General features: G+C 34.2%; 18 protein-coding genes and 1 pseudogene. 10 read left to right on the forward strand and 9 right to left on the reverse strand.

Going from position 1 to position 18,468, the window contains the following annotated elements; genetic code table 11:
• The first annotated feature begins 286 nt into the window (after window positions 1–286).
• Window positions 287–1,090, forward strand: coding sequence for a MerR family transcriptional regulator (locus MKY46_RS12815; RefSeq protein WP_340834408.1), 804 nt, complete (start codon window positions 287–289; stop codon window positions 1,088–1,090).
• A gap of 17 nt (window positions 1,091–1,107) precedes the next feature.
• Complete coding sequence (locus MKY46_RS12820) at window positions 1,108–1,752, forward strand: methyltransferase family protein (protein ID WP_058843659.1); 645 nt, start codon at window positions 1,108–1,110, stop codon at window positions 1,750–1,752.
• A 542-nt stretch (window positions 1,753–2,294) separates the two neighbouring features.
• Here the strand turns inward: MKY46_RS12820 and MKY46_RS12825 are convergent.
• Both MKY46_RS12825 and MKY46_RS12830 read right to left on the reverse strand, forming a co-directional pair.
• Window positions 2,295–3,170 (reverse strand): phosphotransferase family protein, encoded by an 876-nt coding sequence (locus MKY46_RS12825; RefSeq protein ID WP_340834410.1) that lies wholly within the window; start codon window positions 3,168–3,170, stop codon window positions 2,295–2,297.
• 102 nt (window positions 3,171–3,272) lie between these two features.
• On the reverse strand, window positions 3,273–3,494 hold the full coding sequence (locus MKY46_RS12830) for a hypothetical protein (protein ID WP_340834412.1): 222 nt from the start codon (window positions 3,492–3,494) through the stop codon (window positions 3,273–3,275).
• A gap of 458 nt (window positions 3,495–3,952) precedes the next feature.
• On the opposite strand from MKY46_RS12830, the gene MKY46_RS12835 reads away from it, so the two are divergent.
• Entirely contained in the window at window positions 3,953–4,288 is a 336-nt protein-coding gene (locus MKY46_RS12835; RefSeq protein WP_036117079.1) for a helix-turn-helix domain-containing protein, read from the forward strand.
• A gap of 194 nt (window positions 4,289–4,482) precedes the next feature.
• Here the strand turns inward: MKY46_RS12835 and MKY46_RS12840 are convergent, their stop codons facing one another.
• The 6 genes and pseudogenes from MKY46_RS12840 to MKY46_RS12865 form a co-directional block, all read right to left on the reverse strand.
• Window positions 4,483–5,103 (reverse strand): DUF998 domain-containing protein, encoded by a 621-nt coding sequence (locus MKY46_RS12840; protein WP_058843657.1) that lies wholly within the window; start codon window positions 5,101–5,103, stop codon window positions 4,483–4,485.
• A 427-nt stretch (window positions 5,104–5,530) separates the two neighbouring features.
• Window positions 5,531–5,899 (reverse strand): hypothetical protein, encoded by a 369-nt coding sequence (locus MKY46_RS12845; protein ID WP_036117082.1) that lies wholly within the window; start codon window positions 5,897–5,899, stop codon window positions 5,531–5,533.
• Window positions 5,900–6,155: 256 nt separating this feature from the next.
• Window positions 6,156–6,635 carry a GNAT family N-acetyltransferase gene (locus MKY46_RS12850; protein WP_340809112.1) on the reverse strand — a complete coding sequence of 160 codons (480 nt, stop codon included), beginning with the start codon at window positions 6,633–6,635 and terminating at the stop codon, window positions 6,156–6,158.
• A gap of 580 nt (window positions 6,636–7,215) precedes the next feature.
• Complete coding sequence (locus MKY46_RS12855) at window positions 7,216–7,416, reverse strand: cold-shock protein (RefSeq protein WP_004225195.1); 201 nt, start codon at window positions 7,414–7,416, stop codon at window positions 7,216–7,218.
• Between the two features lie 274 nt (window positions 7,417–7,690).
• Window positions 7,691–7,804 (reverse strand): annotated as a pseudogene (locus MKY46_RS12860) (short-chain dehydrogenase); the annotation flags it as partial.
• Window positions 7,805–7,844: 40 nt separating this feature from the next.
• Window positions 7,845–8,567 carry an SDR family NAD(P)-dependent oxidoreductase gene (locus MKY46_RS12865; RefSeq protein WP_058843655.1) on the reverse strand — a complete coding sequence of 241 codons (723 nt, stop codon included), beginning with the start codon at window positions 8,565–8,567 and terminating at the stop codon, window positions 7,845–7,847.
• Window positions 8,568–8,863: 296 nt separating this feature from the next.
• Here MKY46_RS12865 and MKY46_RS12870 point away from each other — a divergent pair, with 296 nt between their 5' ends.
• From MKY46_RS12870 to MKY46_RS12880, 3 genes are all read left to right on the forward strand, one after another.
• Complete coding sequence (locus MKY46_RS12870; protein WP_340834415.1) at window positions 8,864–10,285, forward strand: VanZ family protein; 1,422 nt, start codon at window positions 8,864–8,866, stop codon at window positions 10,283–10,285.
• A 129-nt stretch (window positions 10,286–10,414) separates the two neighbouring features.
• Window positions 10,415–10,927, forward strand: coding sequence for a hypothetical protein (locus tag MKY46_RS12875; RefSeq protein WP_036117092.1), 513 nt, complete (start codon window positions 10,415–10,417; stop codon window positions 10,925–10,927).
• A gap of 984 nt (window positions 10,928–11,911) precedes the next feature.
• On the forward strand, window positions 11,912–13,075 hold the full coding sequence (locus tag MKY46_RS12880; RefSeq protein ID WP_036117094.1) for a Ger(x)C family spore germination protein: 1,164 nt from the start codon (window positions 11,912–11,914) through the stop codon (window positions 13,073–13,075).
• An 824-nt stretch (window positions 13,076–13,899) separates the two neighbouring features.
• Here MKY46_RS12880 and MKY46_RS12885 read toward each other — a convergent pair.
• A complete protein-coding gene (locus tag MKY46_RS12885) occupies window positions 13,900–14,223 on the reverse strand; it encodes a hypothetical protein (RefSeq protein WP_340834418.1) in 324 nt (107 codons plus the stop codon).
• 662 nt (window positions 14,224–14,885) lie between these two features.
• Between MKY46_RS12885 and MKY46_RS12890 the strand changes: the two genes are divergently transcribed.
• The 4 genes from MKY46_RS12890 to MKY46_RS12905 all read left to right on the forward strand — a co-directional run bounded on the left by MKY46_RS12890 (window position 14,886) and on the right by MKY46_RS12905 (window position 18,422).
• Window positions 14,886–16,079, forward strand: coding sequence for a Ger(x)C family spore germination protein (locus MKY46_RS12890; RefSeq protein ID WP_155273165.1), 1,194 nt, complete (start codon window positions 14,886–14,888; stop codon window positions 16,077–16,079).
• A gap of 306 nt (window positions 16,080–16,385) precedes the next feature.
• The gene (locus MKY46_RS12895; RefSeq protein WP_089932693.1) at window positions 16,386–17,252 is read left to right on the forward strand and encodes an AraC family transcriptional regulator; all 867 of its coding nucleotides are present in this window, start codon (window positions 16,386–16,388) and stop codon (window positions 17,250–17,252) included.
• Between the two features lie 15 nt (window positions 17,253–17,267).
• Window positions 17,268–17,849 (forward strand): GNAT family N-acetyltransferase, encoded by a 582-nt coding sequence (locus MKY46_RS12900; RefSeq protein WP_036117099.1) that lies wholly within the window; start codon window positions 17,268–17,270, stop codon window positions 17,847–17,849.
• A gap of 141 nt (window positions 17,850–17,990) precedes the next feature.
• On the forward strand, window positions 17,991–18,422 hold the full coding sequence (locus MKY46_RS12905; RefSeq protein WP_340834420.1) for a hypothetical protein: 432 nt from the start codon (window positions 17,991–17,993) through the stop codon (window positions 18,420–18,422).
• Window positions 18,423–18,468: the final 46 nt, after the last annotated feature.

Here is an 18,468-nt window from a genome sequence, read left to right on the forward strand (position 1 = left end):
TCAGTGCCAATAGCTTTTGACTATAAACTTGTGGTATGTGGTGGTGGGAGAATCATAGATATTTTAATAAAGAAACTCATCTTAGGTTCAAACTATTTAATGCTAGAATGCTTAGGCCAACCTGGCTAGGCTCTTAGATTTCTTATTAACTTCTAAAATATTTTTTCGATGCAGTCATGTTGCCCATGTTGAATGCCAAAAACTTTAAGAAAGCTTAGTTTATTGATTTGACCCTCCCCTTACAGGATGCTTTATATTTAAAGTAATTTATAAGGAGGTGATTGTTATGCTGACCATTGGTGAATTTTCGAAAATATCTCATCTTACACTGAAAACGCTTCGCTACTACGATGAAATCGGACTTTTAAAGCCTGCTTTTGTTGATGCTAGAAATAACTATCGTTATTACAATGTTCCTCAATTAGAAACTGCTTTATCCATCTCGCGATTGAAAAACTATTTATTTTCTTTAGAAGAAATCAAATTTATTTTAACTAATTGGGATGATACCGAACTTCTTAGTTCTAAATTGAAAACAAAACAAGAAATTCTTACACAACAACTTACATTTTATGCTTCATTGTTAAATGAATTAAAACTTGATATTCATGAGCTTGATAAAAAGGGAAGGTTCATGGGCTATTTAAATGAGATTGAGATTAAACTTGTGGATCACTTACCATATGATATCTTATCTCAGCGAAAGACAATAAATACCGATGATTTTCTAAAACACTTTAATGAGTTGTTTAGTAAAATTATGTTCAATAATTTATTACCTAGTGCAAAACCACTTGCTATTTTCCATAGTGCCGAATATGAACCTGATAATTATGATGTAGAAATGGCCATACCACTTACAACCGCCACGAATGAAACAAGATTATTTAATCCTGGTCTTTGTGCAATGGCTACGCTTATTGGTTCTTATGATAAACTACCTTCCATCCATACAAAACTACATGTTTGGATAACCGAACATAACTATAAACTAAATGGTGCACCGTTCGAAGTTTATCAAACAGATCCCTATAGTACACAAGAGGATAATAATATCACAGACGTATTTTTTCCTATTAAATATAAATAACAAAGGAGTGCCTTACTTTGTACGGTATAAATAATTCTACGATAAAAGAAAAAATCTTCATTTTAGTTGCTGAGATTATCTATTTAGTTATTGCATATTATTTACTTTTCAATACATATGGAAAATCTGCCATTTCTCTAGGGCTTTATATTGCTTTAATTATTACAGCTTTGCGATTAACAGCTATGATGTTTATTTGGTTACCTAGAGGTATTGCAATGCAGGAAGCTATCATGAACAGTATAGCTTTTGGGATTTATTATTTGGGCTTTCCCATTTTAATGATTACGAGCAAACAGGATCCAAACATAACAATGCTAATTGTAGGCTGGCTATTATTTTTAGGAGGAAGTATATTAAACACAGTTTCAGAATTACTTAGAAAACCTTTCAAAGACAATCCTGAAAACAAAGGTAAGCTCTATACGGGAGGTTTATTTAAATATGCGATTCATATTAATTACCTCGGAGACTGCCTTTGGGTACTAGGCTTAGCACTAATCTCTAACAATATTTATAGTTTGCTTATCCCTCTTAGTTTATTCTTCGTATTTGTTTTTGGCTATATCCCAAAATCAGATAATTACTTACAAAATAAGTACGGAGAACAATTTACAATATATAAACAAAAAACTAAAAAGCTAATCCCTTTCATTTGGTAAATAAAAAAAATCAGGTTCACCTATTATAGGGTGATCTCAGACTGTCGACTTAAGGAATCGAAAAGTTCACCCTCGATTCCTTTTATCTTCTTTCATTATGTTTAAATATGATAATATACCACCCAATAAAACAGACTCTTCAAGCAAAAGAACTCTTTTAAACAACTTGCCTAGCCAATTTCTTTAAATTCATGGCAGCAAAAATAAGCATCGCCTACCTGGACAATTTATTAAGACCTCTTAAGCTTGTCCATCATATTCCACACTTTTCCTTTGCATCCACAAAGACACGCTCAATACTTTCTTTATTGGATGTCATAGGAAAAGGGCGTACATTTCGAACATGTGGTTGAGCGATAAAATAAATGGCTTGATCACAAACTTAGCATTAACTTCTCGTGCTATAAATTTGTAATAAACCTTAATATGAGAACAATAAAGAGCGTGTTTTGAAAATAAAAACTGTCCAAAACACGCTCTTACTATATGTAGAAGTTTGAAGCCCATGTTGTACTAAAGCACCTATTAGTTGAGCAAGTAATCTATCTATAATCTTTAATGCCATCTTCAAAAGCCTGTCTATCTCCATTCTCAATCCCATGCAATGCCTCTTGTAAAGCAAATGTACTTTTATAAAATTTAACTCGTTCAAATATTTCATCACCGTTAGGATATAGGTTAATACACATATCCAAAAAATCCTCGCCATAGCTAGAGAGTATTCCAGCAAAGTCATACGCTGGATCTCCTAAACCCGAACCCCCAAAGTCTATTATCCCTGAAATCATACTTGTTTCTGGATTCCATAATATGTTAGATACTCCAAAATCTCCGTGTATAAGTGTTATATCTAAATTTGAGAATGCCTTCCCTTTTAGAAACGTTTCAAAAGATTGTGAAATTTCCTTTTGAGCGTCGCTTCTGATAAAAGGAAATACATTATTTTGAATCTTATCATACAGGCTATACATCTCTTCAAGTGGGTTACGAACCTTTAGTTTCAAATCTCGACTTGCTTTTTCCCCTGAAATAGAGTGGAGTTCTACAAGAAAAGAAACAAGTTGTTTGGCCAACCCCTTAACCAATTCAACACTATTAACACCTGTTAAGCTCTCCTTCCACAAAGGAACACCATCTATTAGGTTATAGCCGGTGAAGACTTTACCTGGTTTTAACTCTTCAAAAGACTGATAAATTGGATTCGGAATAGGGGTTGAGATGATACCTTTAATGTATTTTAAAATTTCCGTCTCTCTTCTTAATTGATTGATTCCATTTTTATATTTTGGAAATCTAAACACCAAAGATTTGTTTACAATGAACACATCATTATTCTGTCCAATTTCATTAGGATAAAAGTCTTCAATGGAAAGGTCAGAATAAAGCGACTGAATGGTTTCAATAAAGTTATTATTCATTTAGTAATCCCCCTTTCGATCACTTTCTATTGTGTTGATCCCCAAATGCTTGTTGAACTAATTACCCGTTTGTTTAAGTACATGAAGCGTTCCTAAATGTAATTACCAATACTCATTGTTTTTATGATTTTTTAAATAAACATATTCTTCATTTTTAATTTTTGTCCAATTACTAATAGCATTCAAAACCAGCATAAATATTCCGAATAAAATAAACCCTATCATGTAATGGCCTAAGAAAAATAACACAAACGCTGTAACCAATAATAATATCATGAATACTATGACCAAGGCTTGTAATTTCCCACTTTTCTTATCATTCATACAATCCCCCCTATCAAACCAATTTTTTATTATGATTTATATGGTTTATTTTACCATGTTTTTAATTTTTACACAAAGCCAATTTAGCATACATACTCAACAGCAAGATCACCTCTAAGAACTAACGAGATGATTTTATCGGCTTTATTTCGAAAGCCTTAATTAATTTTTTATATAATACTTATAATTCCTATCAGCATTAATATAATTATATAGAATCACTACCATAGACACAGGATGCTACAAATAACCTATTCTCTAATTTACGATTTAGGAAAAAATACTTTTTAATCCAATCTTTACAAAACAATATATAGAAATATTATAAATGAATGGATATAATTTTTTTAGTAATCCTTTTACTATAAAGAATTACTAAAATTCATTTATTAGACGAGCTAAAATGTCTAATATTAACCACTCTATAAATAGTAGAGATTAATAAAGAGGTGTAGCAATTGGAAAATTACTCAATGAGAATAATACCAAGAATTTTTCTTCGCTATTATGAATTAATAGAAGATGAAATGATTTCTCAAGATGAAAAACAGCTAATTAAATTGGCTTTTACTTTATTAAATAAAAGAATAGAAAAAAATATTAGCCAAGATGAAATGGCTGAGAGAACTGGTCTATCCAAAAGTGTTATTTCGAGAATGGAAACCTTTAGCTCTATTCCATCCTCTTTAACCTTAACTAAATATGCAAGTGAATTAGGTATGGAATTAGTCCTTGTTGATAGAGAGCTTTATAAAATGTGGAATACAAAAAATAAATCGATAATGGAAAAGTGAGTTAATGTTAACCTTTTAAATAGTGAGCACTCCGCAAGTCCCTTACAGAAAGGTTGCAATTTTACTGATTACCATTATTCCTTATAAAATCAATACATCATTAAACATGCCCAGGTACTCATTTAAACTATCCTCAATTGCTAGACACTACCTAACAATTACGGTACGTTAACTGAATATCTGGGCTTTATAATTTATTCTGATGAACTTAATAAAATTGTGAGCACAGTACCCCACAAGAAAATCACACCATAATAAAGTCTTTGTAATAGACCTGCTGGCAATGGAAAGAAAAACAAAAGAATGATAAAGAAAAGAAGAGTTATAAGAACAATTACATTTAAATAGGTCCACCTCTTACCTTTAGTCAATGATTTTGCATAAATCCACAGTCCAAACAAAACAGTAAACATACCTATTTGTGATAATATGGAATGCCAAAATAAATGAACATCTGCAGGTATAAAACCAGATACAATATTTCCTATAGCAAATATAAGAATAAATACTGTTCCTAATTTATTTATTCCATTTCTTTCTAGATACTGAGAAAGATACAACACTCCAACCGAAAATGTTAAACCGTTTACTATAAACAATACATTCATCCAAAAATGATAAGGTGAACAAATTTCATGAGGTGCAATTGAATATGTATACTTCCCACATGATGTTACTCCTAGATCACTCATAGCTTGTTGCATAAAATTATAGGGTACAAGTGCAGTCATAATAAAAATAGGCTCTATCACAAAATATAAAATGGTCACAACCCAACTTACTATTCCTATTTTTTTAGATATATGTAACAATATTTTTCCTCCTTTCTCTATTTATATATTTGATTTCAAAATAAATTACTTCGTTAAACGATAATGAGTTTTAATCCTGCAAAATCTCCATGGATCATTATTCCAAAAGCAAATCTATCTATTCATATCTCATATTTAGCTCCTCTAAATCTATTTATTTCAAATAAAATTCAATAGACTTTTAACGGATTTTGGGTAAACCCCTTATTCATAGTTAGGAAAAGAAACTAGATGATGCTGTACTTTTTCGGAGGTGCTACTTCTTCAACAGCCCCTACTGCATTTGCTGCTCAATGTTACTGGGTAGATAAAGCATAGACATGTGATTGCTTAATAATAAAATTATATTTTGCTTTATCTCCCTACGCCAATATACTAATTGCTTTGCAAAATAAAAGGACATCCCTCTGTGTAAGGAATGTCTAAGTATTTATCTATACAAATCCAACAGATTTAACAGATATCTTTCTAATTCATTGATTGCAAACAATACTTCCTTATGAAGTCTATCTTCAACTACGCTATTATCAGTAAAAACCTCTAAATATTTATTTACTTCTACAAAGAATTTTTCATATTTCTCTAAAAACTCATCAATTGTTTGATCACCAGGTGTTACAGATAAGTAGATAGTTTTGAATAGATTAAAGTCACTATATGCATTACTTAAAAAATAGATTGCCAGTGTTCTATCGCTATTAATATACAATTTTACAAAAGATAGGTTTTGTTTTATTTTATTCAATGCATTGATAAGATTTGTCGTCTGTTTAAGCATATTTGCCGTATTACTATACATCTCATACTCACCTCCATCATAAGCAGCAAATCGGTACATTTCAATATTTTTCCGTAATCCCAGAAACACAGCAACTCTGGGTCGGCCATGTTGTCATTTCTTCGCTAAAAGTTTACCTATGTAGACAATCGTCTGTCTTTCCCTACTATTAAAGTCATGAAAAATATCAAGGGAGGGAAATCTTTTCGCAAACTTTAAAAAATTTAATTCTAAATGTAGAATCAGCTCTGGTGACGATTTTATTTGTGCTCTAACTTTATTTTATTAATTGTCTCATGATGATTTCTTCGCCGATTCGTCCTATTAGTCTCTCATTTGTATCTTCAAATCCTACTTTGAAATATAGTTTTTGTGCTGGTATATTATCTTTGTCTACAACTAAAACAATTTCATCGCAATTAGGGAATTCTGCTTTCACAAACTCAACTAGTAAGGTCATTCCCTGTTTTGCGTAACCTTTTCCTTGCTCTGTATGGTTAATTGATAATGCAGTTAATAACATTGCATTCAAATTAGTAGAGTATTTCTTTACTCTTTCATTTGTATTGAGAAGGAAGAAACCCACTGGTGTATTATCACTTAAAATGACAATACGATACTGTCCTTCATTAATTTCTCCAAATTTGCTTGGAAGGGCAGAAAATTGTTTTTGTTCTTCTGTAAGTACAAAAGAGTTCAATTCTTTCATATATTCACTTGAAAAATGCTTTAATTCAACCCTTTTCCATTTTTCCATAAGATCATTCTCCATTCATTTTTTCTATACTTTACCACTTAATTAGGTTTTGGTCATTCATTTATTTGAAATTTCCGAAATATAATAACGACGTAAAAATTTTCTTATTTAACAGTGGATTGTTTCGCTTGCTGGATTCTGTGATGGGACACGTCTCAGAATATGATATTGCTTAATTTAGAGAAGGTTCAGTACTGGAGAAATGCGAGTATTGTAACATGTTTAAAGAAAACGGCATTGTACGAGATATGAGTACTAATTCAAGATATCTATTCAACCTGAAAAAAAGACGATTTTCCATTTTTATTTCATTAATTATTTATTTTATTCTTTTGTTAATTATCCTGAATTCATAAACTTTTAAGAATTTGTGTGTTTCAACTTTAGAAGAAATAACGAAATTACATAAAAAGGGATTTTTGATTGAAGAGGAGTATTTAGCAGAGGTAAGATAGTTGATAAAAGATAGCTGCTTCACGATTTTAGTTTCGTTTATAAAAAAGACTGCTGACAAACATCAAATTTGAGTTTGTCAGCAGTCTGATACTACTCAATTAAGAGTGGTATGTTTCATTAAAAATTAAAGTTTTACGATGTTAGCAGCTTGTGGTCCGCGTTGACCTTCTTCTACTGTGAATTCAACTTTTTGACCTTCTTCAAGTGATTTGAAACCTTCACCTTGAATAGCTGAGAAGTGAGCGAATACGTCTTGTCCGCCTTCAACTTCGATGAAACCAAAACCTTTTTCTGCGTTAAACCATTTTACTGTACCTTGTGTCATGTAAATGACCTCCATTAATCAAATTAAATAAAATCACATTCATAAAAAAACACATATCACAAAAAGCATCTATCAAAACACGATTACTTTTTGTAATATGTGAATTCATTGCATCTTTTTTTTCGGATGATTCTATTGAATACAATATACCATGTAAAATCACCTTTGTCTAGTCCTAAACTGTTTAAATTTTGGAATATCCATTTTTTCTTGAGGTTAGGCATGAAAAGCAATGTTTTTTCCCCTTATCGGAACTTCACAGTATTATTGCGTTTTATAAACGAAAATCATCAGAAACATTTATTATCCAGCTGCTATCAGTGGAAGCCAGAAACGTTACTGCATCGGCAATATCCTCTATTCGCCCTATTCGATTGCAAATAGAAGATTAACTCCCGCTACAATGCTTTCTGAGCAACAGGCGATCATCAAGCATTCAAATCCGTTATTGCAGGAATAGTAATTTCCTTTACACATGAAACAGGTGATAAATGGATGACACATTGCACAATTGATACAATATCTTGTACAGGAATACGAGTCCCTTCATATAAATGAATTGCTTTCTCTGCCCCTTCTTCATAAGGTACTTCTGCTGCTAGCTCCCCTGGGTTAATACATGTGACAGAAATTTTATCTTTTCTTAAATGTTCACGAAGGGCATTTGTAATGCCACGTAAGCCGAATTTAGATGTAACAAATGAAACTTGTGCATTGTTCGTGTGATCTAAGCCTGCTGTTGAGCCAATTAAAATCACTTTTCCATTTTCCGCCTGTCTTAAATTTGGTAAAAGTGCTTGAATATATGTAATTGTAGAAGTTACATTTATATTGATTATGTTTGAAATATCTACGACCTCATCCAAATCAAATGTATAGTCATCCTCAAATCCACGCTTTTCCCATACGCCAACATTGTAAATTAATACATCGAAAGGAATGTCTTTTACCTTCTCTTTTAAAGTTGGAATTGATTGCTGATTGGACAAATCAATAGCGAGCCAATGACGATTGACACCATCGTTGAGATTTAAGCTTTTAGGTCGAGAACGTGACACGATCCATACAGAGTCTCCCATGACGGGTAAACCTTTGACAAATGCATCACCCAGTCCTTGACTCGCTCCAAATATAATGAAATTCTTACTCATTCCACCATCTCCTTACCAGTTATTGCTATTCATTATAATAATTACAGAGTTATACAGCAATGAAAGTGGTTTATTGCTATGACAAACGTAATTTGACTTCTGCCTTTTTTGCTCTTATATTAACGACGCCACACTAGGGGATTAAAATCAGCACCCTAAGCCTGTATAGCTGATGCAAAATCTTAAGAAATCTTCATAAATATTCTCAATAATTATTAATAATTTCCATTTACAATAAGGAAAGTCGACAATATTACATCAAGAAAAGCTAAATCATCAGTTAGGAGCGTTTTAAATTGGGCGTAACAGAAATTATCAATAACATTCAATCTTTAATGCTGCCAGTAATGATTATTATTGGTGTTGAGTTTTTACTCATTGCATTCTATTATTTCTTTTATAATAAAAAGGAACCATCCGTTCGGAAACGAAACCACGTAAAAAAACTTATGCTTGGAGCACTCTTCATCGGCTATATTGTTTTTGTTTGTGAGTTAACAATTATTGGCCGAGGCTCTTCTCATTTTCTGCAGATGAATCTCCAACCATTTAGTGGTTATATCGATGCATGGAAAAAATATTCGTTACGAGATCTTCAAAATTGTATTTTTAATATTTTAATGTTTGTACCATTAGGCGTTTTCTTGCCCCTGCTTTTCCCTAAATTTAAACTATTCAAGTGGCTTTTTCTCGTAGTCGTCAGTGCTACATTATCCATTGAAACATATCAAACACTTACAGGAGCGGGAATTTTCGAGCTTGATGACTTAATCAACAACTCAATTGGTGGGATTATCGGATACCAGTTATATAGACTTGTGGCTTCCATTGTTCAGCATAAAAAAGTAAAAATAAAAAGTCTAATTGGCAATCTGGCCATCCCACTCATAATGGGTTTGATTTTTGTTGGGATGATGATTGTCTACAACCAACAAGAGTTTGGTCATCTTGCAATAAATGCCTATACAAAATCGAATATGTCAGGTGTTGATGTCTCCACTTCATTGGACTTAAGTACAGCACCCACAGTTGCCCCCGTGTATAAGAAAATAATGAAGAATGACGAAGTTGAAACCTTGCTGCAAAAAAAACTAGGTTTATCCGTAACGAGTACAACGGAAAATAGAGGGGATCGCGAAATTTTATTGGCAGACAACGCAGGTAATCCTTATACATTATTTATCAGTTCACAGGGCAATTGGTCATTAACAGAGAATCTGTATACACCTGACCAAACTACAGCAGCAGGACAAGATTCTGTTAACAAGGCGAAGGCAATAATGGACGAACTTGCTCTCCTCCCTCAAGAGGCAGAGTTTACTGTATGGGAGAATGGTGAATTAGAATGGACACTTCCAGATCGCGCTAATATCAACAAAGATTATTGGCTTGGGGAAGTAAGTCTTGGGCTGAAACCAGATGGCGATGTATATTCCTTATCATCTAATCTACGTAACCATCAATTTATAAAGGAAGTAAACATCTTATCCCCTGCTGAGATATATGAACGTATTAAGAATGGCGAATTTCCGCAAATAAAATATAATGCACTCGTAACAGACGAAGAACTTACAATAAAAAAAGGCGATCAACTGTCTATAGAATTAATAGAGCTTACGCATATGTATGATACAAAAGGCTTCTATCAGCCTGTTTACAATGTTTCTGGAACATTGAATGGCAAAAGCTGGTTCACCTTGATTCAGGCAAGAAAATAGCTTTTTATATTCTCCAAACATGAGAAAAGCCCAGGCTCGAATATGAGTAACTGGGCTTTAGGTGTTCGTCCAATTACTGAATTAAGTGTCGAATATACTACCTTTAGTAAATAAAAAGGAGGGTAGTTAATGTCTTATAAACATATAAATATGGGCTGTTGTCAAAAAGAAACAAACTCTTTCCCCAAAATTATTGCTATTCCTGGTCCTGTTCCCACACCCAATATTGGTGTCTTAAGTTATGGATCCATAAGAGGTGACTCCTTAGAAATTATATCCCCTATTGCGGCACCTATTCCATTTCAGCAAGTGGGCCCTTTATCTAATGTAACAGTAAGTCCATCTGGAAATGAATTAGTAGTGCAAAGCAATGGCGTCTATCAAATTGCGATATCGATAAATGCTCAAACGACAGTAGAACCTGATCCATTACAATCCTATTTTACAGTTAGTATTACCGTCAACGGACAACCCATTTTTCTAGATGGTCTCGCTATTTTTAATGTGTTAAATAGAAGCAGTTCTACCTATGTTGTTCAAGCTTCATTATCCGCAGGCGATCTAGTAGGAGTAAGTGCCTCATCGGCCAATCCAATCGCTAACTACGCGAATCGTTCCTTGTCCATTATTCAATTGAGTTAATTGGAGCGTTCATAATATCTATTGAATTTTTCAAATAGCCATAACTTAACTGGGTTACAACAGCTGCGATACCATAGGAATTTAGCTCTCATATCTACCTTTTTAGAGATGGGAGCTATTTTTAGGGAGGCTTAACTTTTTATACTTTGTGTTTTATGTATACTATGTTTGTAGTGTATAAAAAATTTGTACTAGCTGAGGATCTTTCTGAAAAATGCTGCAAAAAGTTCAGGAAAAACGAATGTTCCTCTGCGATAATGTGTCGTGAAGTTACCGAAAATATCATCTTACACTATCCATGCATTCCAATGCTTATTCAGACAGTATTAATAATCAGTTTCATGGAAGAACCAGAGGACATACTAATATATTCTTGCAATGTAGGATAAACTAATGGAGACCCATGTTTTTAATCATATTAATAGAGAATAAATAAGTAAACGATGTGTGTTAATGCGACTTACATTAACACATTCTCTTTTATTGTACCGCGCTATAAGTTATTTACTCCGTTCGTGAGAATCCACTCCTCTTCGCGAGTATTTCACCCCTCTCCGCGAGTATTTCACCCCTCTCCGCGAGTATTTCACTCCTCTCCGCGAGTATTTCACTCCTCTTCGCGAGTATTTCACCCCTCTTCGCGAGTATTTCACCCCTCTCCGCGAGTATTTCACTCCTCTCCGCGAGTATTTCACTCCTCTCCGCGAGTATTTCACTCCTCTTCGCGAGTATTTCACTCCTCTCCGCGAGTATTTCACTCCTCTCCGCGAGTATTTCACTCCTCTCCGCGAGTATTTCACTTCTCTCCGCGAGTATTTCACTTCTCTCCGCGAGTATTTCACTTCTCTCCGCGAGTATTTCACTTCTCTTCGCGAATATTCATATCCGTCATAGCCTATTCTCTATTCAACATTCATACTTATAAATCCTTATATTTTTGTCAAAACTATTTGATAACTAACCAAATATAAAAGTAGGGACATGATGACAAAAAAACATATCGTATTTCTCCTATTCATTTTAACGTCTGCCTTTTTTATGACCGGTTGTTGGGATGTGACGGAGCCTCAAAGAATGTATTATGTCAATGCCGTTGGGGTAGATTATGAGGATAATCAGTACAAGGTTTATCTACAAATTATTAATTTTGCTGATGTAGCGAAATCCGATCAGCCTAGTGGCAATGTTGCACCTGCTGAAGTAGGCTTTGCTGAAGGTAAAACCGTGGAAGAAGCAATTTATAAATTGTATCGTTCCTCTGACCAGGAGATTTTTTGGGGGCATATGAGGTATTTGCTCTTTACAGAACGAGCCATGGAAAATGAACGAAGTATCCCTGTGATTGATACGTTCATTCGTTTTCGAGAGACTCGTTATCATATTTGGGTCTACAGTACAACGGACCCTATTAAAGATGTCATGCTTATCACACCGATTTTAAGAAATTCTCTGACTTCTTCAAAATTAAGTAATCCTGTCAATACAACGCAACAAGAATCCTTTATTGAGCCTCAAAACTTAAGAAATTTAATTATTGGTTTAAATGAACCGAGCCATGAGGTCAGTATCCCCTACGTGTCCATCATGAAAGATTGGGAAACGATGGATGAAGAAGTTGAAGAAACAACGTTCTCAGGTGTAGGAATTCTCTCAAAGGATGGCTTTAAAGGCTTTATTAAGAATTCTGCAGCAAAAGGCAATCAATGGATGCATAATGAAACTAGTCGCGGAGAGGTCACCTTTAAATTAGAAGGTGGCGAAAGAGATTATCTAACCGCTGATTTAGATAAATTAGATGTCAAAGTGAAGCCTGTCATTAAGAATAACCAAGTGACATTTGATATTACGATTCATTTGCGTGCTACCTTGAATGGATTTAAGGGAAAAATAAACTCTGATGAGGTGAGAGCCAATATTATAAAAGAAGTAAAAAAACAAATATTGACAACCTATGAGGAAGGTTTAAAGTTGGACGTTGATATTTATCGTTTTTCAGAGTATCTCTATCGCTCCAACGTCAAGACGTGGAAAAAGTTAGAGAAAGATGGAAAAATCCCTTTAACAAAGGATTCCATTGGGGACATAACGATCCAAGTAACAAAAATAAACCCGGGTCGTAAAACGTATGAAGAAACCATTGAAGAATAAGACCCCTATACTTGTCAATCAAAACATAGCTGCCAGCAGACAATATATATGATGGAAAGCTGTATAGCCTGTTTTAGAATGATCGGAGGCATCATATGTTCTGACGGATTGATTTGTTGTCTGTATGCTTACTACAAATTAAAAATCTCAGCTAATATGAATAGTTGACCCTAAAACAAAAAACCAGGTGCTCATCTTTGAGGAGCATCTGGTTTTATTGTGAAAGTGAATCTTACTAATTTGCTTAGTTTTGATTCGTTATAATACTACGATAAGTTGGAGCACTGAACAAGTTAAAATATTTTCCAATAAACTTTTAAGGGAATTTAATGGTTTTTCGAGAAAATAAATTGCCCTTTCAAATTTTATAGTGTTCATTCTATAAAATACTTTGCAGAGCAAGTAAACAAAAGGACCGGTCACTCTCCACGAGTGCTGGTCCTCTCATATTGTTGAAAAAGATGATATTTCACTAAAATTCTATTGCTTGTTTTTCAACACGATGAATTCTTGCTCACTATACAAATATCAAAAAGGACTAGATCCCTACATCCTCATGTGGGTCCTAGCCTTTTTAGTGAAAGTGAATCTTACTAATTTTGCTTAGCTTTTGATTCAATTAAGAATACGTCTAAATTCCATAAAGGTTTCATTTTTTCGTTAAAAATAGATAATGCTACACAAAAAGACCAGGAAAACACGAAAAATGTGCTCCTGGTCCCTTTGTGAAAAGTGAATGTTACTAGTTTGCTTTAGTTTTTGTATTCTACTAATGAGTTAGACGAGTGATATTTTAAAAAAGTTACATCTATTTTAAAAAGTTTTTATTCCACCAATTTTACAGCAAAATCAAACATGCCCTCCGCACCATCTATCGTAATAATGGACATAGAATACATTCCTTCTGGCATAGTATAGCTTCCTTTTTCCAGTATTGCCGTATGTGCTTTTCCAGCTGCTAATGTCCCTTGAGCCCATAGCTTGCCATCTGAGTCAATCATTTTCCAACTAAATTGTTGTGTGCCTTTATTTTTCACACTGTATTGAATGCCTAGCTTGTCTGGTGAATGGTTACTATAAAAGGTGTCATGAAACTCACCATTTCCAGTTGTTCCATCCACATAATTTATAGGAAGCCTATGGTACACTGCCACTTCCTTCTTTTGGGGTTGAACAGCATTTTTCATAATTCTTAATTTTCTCTCTATTTCCCAGGCAATTAACTACATCGATATAGAGAATCAGTATACTATAGTAGTGTAAAGCTAATTAGCCTTACACCTCCAAGACTTGTTACTAGGGTCACTGTTCATGCAGTGACCCGCTTATGATTGATAAACCCCTAAAGGATTTCCATCTTTTGTTTTTCCCTCCCCTCCTAGAGCATTGACTTTCACATCATGCTCCACTAAAAATTGATAGGTCCCTTCGATTTTATGCAACATGAAATTAAAATATTTACCGACCCCAAAATGTATCTCTGGAAAACGTAATGGCTAGTGTTCCTTCGCTTTTACTAAACAAATGACGGTGTTTTTCATGACAGCTGCCCCGTCCTATATAGAAGCTTAAAAGCAATATGTCCTCATACCATTTTGCCGATAATTTGGGTTCGAGATAAAAATAGCTTCTACACCTATTACTACTTCCTTCATTGCCATTTCCTCCATTTCCCCGCTTTTATACATACAGGTTCCCTTTCCATACTTTACTTTCCTCCAAAAAGAATCTCGTCGATATCGATTATTTTGCATGGCTTTTGCTTATCCTTAATAGTATCGGAAATGACTTAGCCCTTTTCCTAGAGGAGGTGCCCATCATCAAACACACACTATTTTTCATCCTACTGCTTAGCGTGATTCTTTTGCTAGGTGGCTGTTGGAATAAACGAGAGTTAAATGAATTAGCCATTGTTACGGCTGTTGGGGTCGATAAATCAGACGAGCTTGTTGAAATCTCCGTTCAAATCGTTAACCCTAGTCAAGTAGCCTCGAACAAAGCAACCAGCTTTCAAGTTCCTGTTTTCACCTATCACGCAAAGGGAAAATCCTTATTTGATGCCATTCGAAAATTAACAACGCTAACGCCAAGGAAGCCTTATTATGCACATGCTCAGATCATTATTATTGGAGAGGAAATGGCTAAAGAAGGAATGAATAGCATTTTGGATTTATTTCAAAGAGATGCTGAGGGTCGGAGCGAATTTAACATTATCGTTACCCAAGAATCGACTGCACAAGAAATTTTAAGTGTTTTAACACCGCTAGAGGATGTTCCTGCCAGTAAAATGTTTAAATCCTTAAAGGTTTCAGAAGCTGCATGGGGAACGACAGAATCTGTAATTTTAGATGATTTAGTCCAATCTTTAGGTGGTATTGATCATAGTGCCGTATTACCTTCTATTCAAATACTCGGAGATGCGGATATTGGAAAATCTATTAGCAATATAGAAAAAATTGAGAGCCCTGTACAATTACAATATGGTGGAATGGCCGTTTTTAAAAATTATAAGCTAATTGGCTTTTTAACCGAACAAGAAAGCAGAGATTATAATTTTTTAAACAATCATATAAAAAGTACGTTTGAAAATATTGCCTGCCCTGAGCAAGGAAAAATATCGACAGAAATTATCAACTCTTCAACAAAAGTGACGGGCCATTTTCAAAATGACAGCCCTTCCATTACGATTCAACTTGATATTGACCAAAACATAGCTGAGGTAGGTTGTCATCTGGATTTAACGAAACCTGAAACTATCGATACATTAAATAAAGAGACGAGTAGACAAATTAAAGAGAGCTTAGAACGCACGCTTCATACGATCCAACAAACCTATCAAGCCGACATTTTAAAATTTAGTGAAGTGCTACACCGAGAGGACTACCATGCATGGAATCGAATAAAAAAAGACTGGCCAACCCTTTATCCCGAGCTAACTGTTCGTATTAAGGTCGATGTTCATACAAAAGGAATCGGGACTGCTACAAAATTAAAACTAAATTAAGCAACCAAAAATGACCAGACTCTTTTTCAGAGTGCTGGTCATTTCCATTAACAGCCGCTTCAAATGTAATGAGTGACGTTTCTTGATTAGGTTGTTTTAAGATACGTGTAATTCGCTGAACATATTATGCCAAAGAAAAATGGGAACATAGAGCTAACTATCATTATCTTGTAAATTTGAATTGAACGTTTAATTCAATATTTCTATTGATTTCATGTTGATGACCATTTAATGTACAAATTAGCACAAATTATCAAAAAATACTTTCGCTGAAACAGTACTATTAAGTCGAGAAAGGATGATGGTATGGATTATTTTGAAAGAATACAAAACGCCATAGAGTTTATTGAGGACAATCTACAGGAAAAGTTAACGATCACAGCTATTTCTTCCCAATCTTACTTTTCTGCATTTCATTTCCAACGACTTTTTCAAGCTATTACAGGATTTTCGGTACAGCAGTATATTCGCAACAGAAGGCTTTCTGAAGCGGCCTCTCTATTAGTAACTACTCCCAAGAACATACTGGAAATTGCGATCAACTTTCAATATGGTTCTCAAGAGGCGTTTACACGAGCATTCGTTCAATATTTTGGCGTCACACCTGCTAAGTACCGAAAAGGAGCCAACTCCATACCACTTCTAACCAAAATGAACTTTTTGGATTATAAACTGGAAGGAGAACTCCCTATGCAGCGACCAGAAATACTTCAATTACCTAAAAAATGTATCACTGGCTATGAATACAAAACGTCCTTACAAAACGATCAGTATTATGCAGACATCCCAAGCTTTTATTTAGATTTTGGCCAACAGCAGTATTATGAGCGAATCTCACATAAGGTAGCCCCTAATATGGCATATGGCATTTCTACAGGTTTTCAAGAGGATGGTCAATTTTCCTTTATTGTAGGAGAGGAAGTTCATTGCTTTGAGGAGCAATTAGAGAAAGGCTTCGTTCACCTTGAAATTCCTGCTGGTAAATATGCGGAATTCACATTGAATAGCACTGCGGAAGGAATTCAAAATACAAGACGTTACATTTACGGAGTATGGCTACCAAACTCTAATTATGAGCGAGATGCAGGCCCTGATTTTGAAATAACCGATGTCATGCAATCTATCTATCCACATGATATGAAGATGACAATATACATTCCCATTAAAGAATAAAAAGGAGCAACATCAATGATTATTGAAAAAGTATTTAAACAATTCCCAATCTTACATTCAACAACTTTGGAATTAAAAAAAATAGAAGAATCCCATTTACAAGAATTATTTGCCATTTATGATAATGACAAAGTATTTGAGTACTGCGGAATCATCCCAAAACACAACTTACAAACTGTTCAAAAAATGATTGCTCATTTTGAACGAGATTATTCGAAGAAAAGCAGAATTAAATGGGGTATTTTCGAAAAATCACAAAGTGAAAAACTAGTAGGTATTATCGAAGCAATGGACTTTAATCAAAAAGTAGATATGGTAACAATTGGTTACTATTTAGCTGAGACATCTTGGGGCAAAGGCATCGCTACAGAGGCAGTCGAAATCATTGTGAAATTTTTATTAGAGGATGTAAATGTTAATCGAATTCAAGCTGAGGTCATGCCGTTAAATGAGCCTTCGAAAAAAGTCCTGCTAAAAAATGGCTTTTTAAAAGAGGGTCTATTGAGACAAGCTTCATTATGGTCTGGTAAAGGAGTTGTCGATTTAGAAATATATAGTTTATTACAAGGCGATTGCAAACATGATCTGCAAAGCTAGACTCTACTTGTGAGTCTAGTCTTTTCTTTTATTCTACAAACAATTGGACATTTTACCATCTCCCAAATGCTCTTTGACATAGATTAGAAATAGGTGCCTCGTGCTAGCAAGACATTCAAACCATAAAGGAGCGTTTAAGGAATGGATGAAAACAGATCTTTAAAACGAATGAATTGGGAGTTTAATAATTATCATAAGTTTGCTAAATGCTATTGTGCCTCAAAGAATTTTTGCTCAGGTTACTATTCTGACATCGATCATCATGTGGATGAGGAAGAGTCATATACAATCAAATACTATAATAGCCCCCAATATGAAAAAACATATAAGAAGAAGGAGCAAGCCAAAAAGCAGTGTGACAGTTGTATTTGCCATCATTTAGAATATTTTAAACCTGGAACTTTAGTCGATGTATACCTCTCGAACGGCTGTCAATTTTTAAGTATTTACTTTATCTATCTTGATTCGCAAAGTTGCTGTGGGTATTTCCTTCAAATAGATGATCAAGCCGTTCCTGTGATGATTGACTGTCGACAAATTGATGCGATACGCAAAGCTTGTTCTGCAAGCTAATACTTTGGCTCTTCCCTTTTGGGAGTAGCCTTTTTTATGGTTAAAG

The organism is Lysinibacillus sp. FSL M8-0355 (assembly GCF_038008985.1).
Lineage (GTDB): Bacteria > Bacillota > Bacilli > Bacillales_A > Planococcaceae > Lysinibacillus > Lysinibacillus fusiformis_D.